4 protein-coding genes and 1 tRNA gene are annotated in these 3,732 nt (G+C 67.2%); 3 read left to right on the top strand and 2 right to left on the bottom strand.

From position 1 onward, the window contains the following. A partial coding sequence (locus AC1D15_RS21840) for a heme biosynthesis protein HemY (RefSeq protein ID WP_489739962.1) occupies positions 1 to 756 on the top strand: 756 nt, incomplete at its 5' end. Positions 757 to 783: 27 nt separating this feature from the next. Next, a tRNA-Arg gene (locus AC1D15_RS21835) sits at positions 784 to 860 on the top strand. A gap of 71 nt (positions 861 to 931) precedes the next feature. Here AC1D15_RS21835 and AC1D15_RS21830 read toward each other — a convergent pair. Next, positions 932 to 1,948 carry a 1-aminocyclopropane-1-carboxylate deaminase gene (locus AC1D15_RS21830; RefSeq protein WP_477827619.1) on the bottom strand — a complete coding sequence of 339 codons (1,017 nt, stop codon included), beginning with the start codon at positions 1,946 to 1,948 and terminating at the stop codon, positions 932 to 934. A 138-nt stretch (positions 1,949 to 2,086) separates the two neighbouring features. Here AC1D15_RS21830 and AC1D15_RS21825 point away from each other — a divergent pair, with 138 nt between their 5' ends. Beyond that, positions 2,087 to 2,611 (top strand): Lrp/AsnC family transcriptional regulator, encoded by a 525-nt coding sequence (locus tag AC1D15_RS21825; RefSeq protein WP_477827618.1) that lies wholly within the window; start codon positions 2,087 to 2,089, stop codon positions 2,609 to 2,611. Positions 2,612 to 2,624: 13 nt separating this feature from the next. Here AC1D15_RS21825 and AC1D15_RS21820 read toward each other — a convergent pair. Continuing rightward, positions 2,625 to 3,732: MerR family transcriptional regulator (locus AC1D15_RS21820; protein ID WP_477827617.1), on the bottom strand; the 1,108-nt coding region annotated here is incomplete at its 5' end.

Genomic DNA, 3,732 nt, shown 5'->3' with positions numbered 1-3,732 from the left:
GCCGAGGAGGGCGCGCGCCTGCTGGCCGCCGAATGGGCGCTCGACGACCGCGATGCGGCGCGTGCGCTCGAGCTGCTGGGCGAACTGCCGCCCGGGGTCGCGCGCCGCACGCATGCGCTGCGCCTGCGCCTGCAGGCCACGCGGCTGGCCCGCCAGCCGCACGAGGCGCTGAAGACCGCGCGCCTGCTGGCCAAGCACCAGGCGTTCTCGAAGGATGCGGCACAAGGCCTGCTGCGCTCGCTCGCGTTCGAGTCGCTCGATGGCGCGCGCGATGCCGACCAGGTGCGGCGCGTGTGGCTGTCGCTCGAGGCGGTCGACCGGCGCGACCCTTTCGTCGCGGCGCGCACCGCGACGCGGCTGTCGAAGTTCGGCGCGCAGGCGGATGCGCGCAACGCGCTGCGGCCGTTCTGGGAGCGGCTGGGCGAGCTGGGCATCGACGAGCGCTGTGCGCTGGCCGAGGCGCTGGTCGCGTCGATCGACGGCATCGGAGCCGACTGGCTGCCGCGGCTGGAAGCCTCGCTGCAGGCCTTCCCGCGCGAGCCGGCGCTGGCGCATGCGGTGGGCCGCGCCCTGGCGCAGCGCGAGCTGTGGGGCAAGGCGCGGCTGCTGCTGCAGCAGGCCGCCGATGCCGAAGAGCTGCCACTGGCCGCGCGCCGCGACGCCTGGGTGCTGCTCGCGCACCTGGCCGAGCAGCAGGGCGATGTCGAGCGCACGGCCGATTGCTATCGACAGGCTGCAACGGTCGCGGGAATCTGAAAAAAGCCTGCTATACTGCGAGGCTCAGCGGCTGTAGCTCAGTTGGATAGAGTACTTGGCTACGAACCAAGGGGTCGTGGGTTCGAATCCTGCCAGCCGCACCAAAAACAAGAAATGGAACAACGGGTTAGATGCTCAGGCGTCTAGCCCGTTTTTTCTTGCCGGCTTTTTCCGTTCAGCCGTTGCGAAACAGGAAGCTGTAGGCATTGAGCGCCGGCACGCCGCCCAGGTGCGCGTACAGCACCTTCGATCCTTCAGGGAACTCGCCCTGGCGCACCATCTCGATCATCGCGTGCATCGACTTGCCCTCGTAGACGGGGTCGGTGAGCATGCCTTCCTGGCGCGCGCACAGGCGAATCGCTTCCAGGGTGCCCTCGCTCGGCAACCCGTACTCGGGCCCGCCGAAGCGCGTGTCCAGCACCACGTCCTGGTCGGTGATGGCCCGGCCCAGCGCCACCAGTTCGGCCGTGTTCTGCGCGATGCGCAGGATCTGCGCGCGGGTCTGTGCCGGCTTGGCCGACGCATCGATGCCGATGACGCGGTCGGCACGGCCGTCGGCGGCAAAGCCGACCACCATGCCGGCTTGCGTACTGCCCGTGACCGAGCAGACGACGATGTAGTCGAACCTGAAGCCGAGTGAGGCTTCCTGGGCGCGCACTTCCTCCGCGAACCCGACGAATCCCAGCCCGCCCAGCCGGTGCTCCGAGCAACCGGCCGGGATCGGGAAGGGCTTGCCGCCGGCACGCCTCACATCGTCCAGCGCCTGCTGCCAACTTGGGCGGATGCCGATGTCGAATCCGGCCGCGTCGAGCCGCACGTCGGCGCCCAGGATGCGCGACATCTCGATGTTGCCGACGCGGTCGTAGACGGCATCCGAATAGTTGACCCAGTTTTCCTGCACCAGCACGCACTTCATCCCGAGGTGGGCCGCCACCGCGGCGACCTGGCGCGTCTGGTTCGACTGGATGCCGCCGATCGAGACCAGCGTGTCGCACTGTTCTGCGAGTGCTTCGGGGATCAGGTATTCGAGCTTGCGGGTCTTGTTGCCACCGAACGCCAGGCCGCTGTTGCAGTCCTCCCGTTTGGCAAACAGTTCGACCTTTCCACCGAGATGCGCACTCAGCCGCTTCAGGGGGTGAATGGGCGAAGGACCGAAGGTCAGCGCGTGGCGTGGGAAGCGATTCAGGTTCATGGCCGGAGTCCGGTGAAGTTCGACGTGCCGACATCGTAGGAACAATGGCCGTTCACAGGGTTGCAAATGAGGTCGCCTCGAAGCACCATTGATGGTCAATGGGTCGCCACTACCTGATTTACTTGCGCAGGAAGAAGAATGAACGCAACAAAGATTCGATCGACCAAGGGCGCTGCCAACCCGGTCCAGGCCCCGGGGCCGGCCGCCGATCTCGACCGCACCGACAAGTTGATTCTTCGGGCGCTTCAGCGAGATGCGTCGATATCGAACGTCGCGCTGGCTCGCATGGTGAACCTGAGTGCGCCCGMCTGCCTGCGTCGCGTCGACCGGTTGAAGAAGCTGGGCTTGATCACCGGCATCGTCGCGCTGCTGAGCCCGCGGGCGCTCGATGCGGGGATGACCGTGATGATCGGCGTGGTGCTCGACCGGTCGACGCCCGACTCGTTCGCGAAGTTCGAGAAGGCGGTCGCCAAGGTGTCCGGATGCATGGAGTGCCATGTCATCACCGGCGAGTTCGACTACTTCATGATCGTGCGAACCCGCGACAACGAAAGCTTCAACCGCCTGCATGCCGAGCAACTGCTGCAACTGCCCGGCGTGCGCCAGGTGCGCTCGTTCATCGGGCTCAAGCAGGTGTTGTCGACGACGCAGATTCCGATCTGATTGCCGCCCACGACTAGCGCTTCGCCTGGATCCCGCGCAGCTTCACCGCGTCGGACGCGATCGCGGCAAGCTCCAGCAAGGTCTTGCGCTGCGTCCTGTCCAGTTGCCGCGGGCGGTAGTCGATGACGCAGATGGAACCCAGCGCGAATCCATCCGGGTCGTAGACCGGCGCACCGGCATAGAACCGGAAGTGCGGCGCGCCCGCCACGGCCGGGTTGCCGGTGAAGCTCTCGTGCTTCGCCAGGTTCCTGATCTCCAGGACGTCCCGCTGCAGCACGGTGTGGTTGCAGAAGGCCCAGCTTCTCGGGGTGTCGGGCATCTCCAGTCCTTGCCGCGATTTGAACCACTGGCGCTCTGCGGTCAGGATCGTCATCAGCGCGATGGGGCTCTTCAGGTCATTCGCCGCGAGCCACGTCACCCTGTCGAATGGCGCTTCTGAAGGGGTGTCGACAAGGCGTGAGCGTTGCACGGCCTGCAGCCGGCTGCCCTCGTTCGGAGCGACCGGGAATCCGCTGCTGGCGATGTCGATGGCCGGACCCTCGTCCTGCGCAAGCTTCGTCAGCAGGTCCTCCAGATGGTCGAGCGAAATCTCGCGCACGCGTACCGCCGGCGCCGATGCGCCGCGCCGCGCGGAGGGCGCGATGGCAACGAGCTCCGCATCCTTGAAGCGGCCGTCGTTCGCCAGCGTCTCCAGCAGCCCGAGGCCCTGGCTTCCCCAGGCCTCCAGGTCGACGACGACGGCGGCAGGAAGGCGCCCCGCGACGGCCGCAGCCGCGGACCAGGTGCTCATCTGGAACTGAGGGGACACATGCCCGACCCGCTCGAGCACGGCCTCGAACCGTGGCCGACGGCTTTCGTTCGTGACCACGAGCACCGTTGCGGAGTGCGCGCGCCCTTGAGGCCTGCTGCCCGGCAACAGCGCTTCTACGTCGGAGCGATGGACCCGGCGATGGCCGCCCGGCGTCTTCCATGACGGAAGTCCGCCCCCCTCGATCAGGAGTTGCGTGGTGCGAACCGAGATGCCCAGAAGCTTGGCTGCTTCCGTCGTGGTCAGGACGTCGTCTTCCATGGAGGGTGGGGTGGCGGGATCGATGGGGACGGCAGCGTCACAGGCAAGGCGC

It is taken from the genome of Rhizobacter sp. P2_H2, assembly GCF_056403375.1.
The sequence above is the reverse complement of the archived record's forward strand: the minus strand, read 5'-3'. Positions and strand labels throughout refer to the sequence as shown.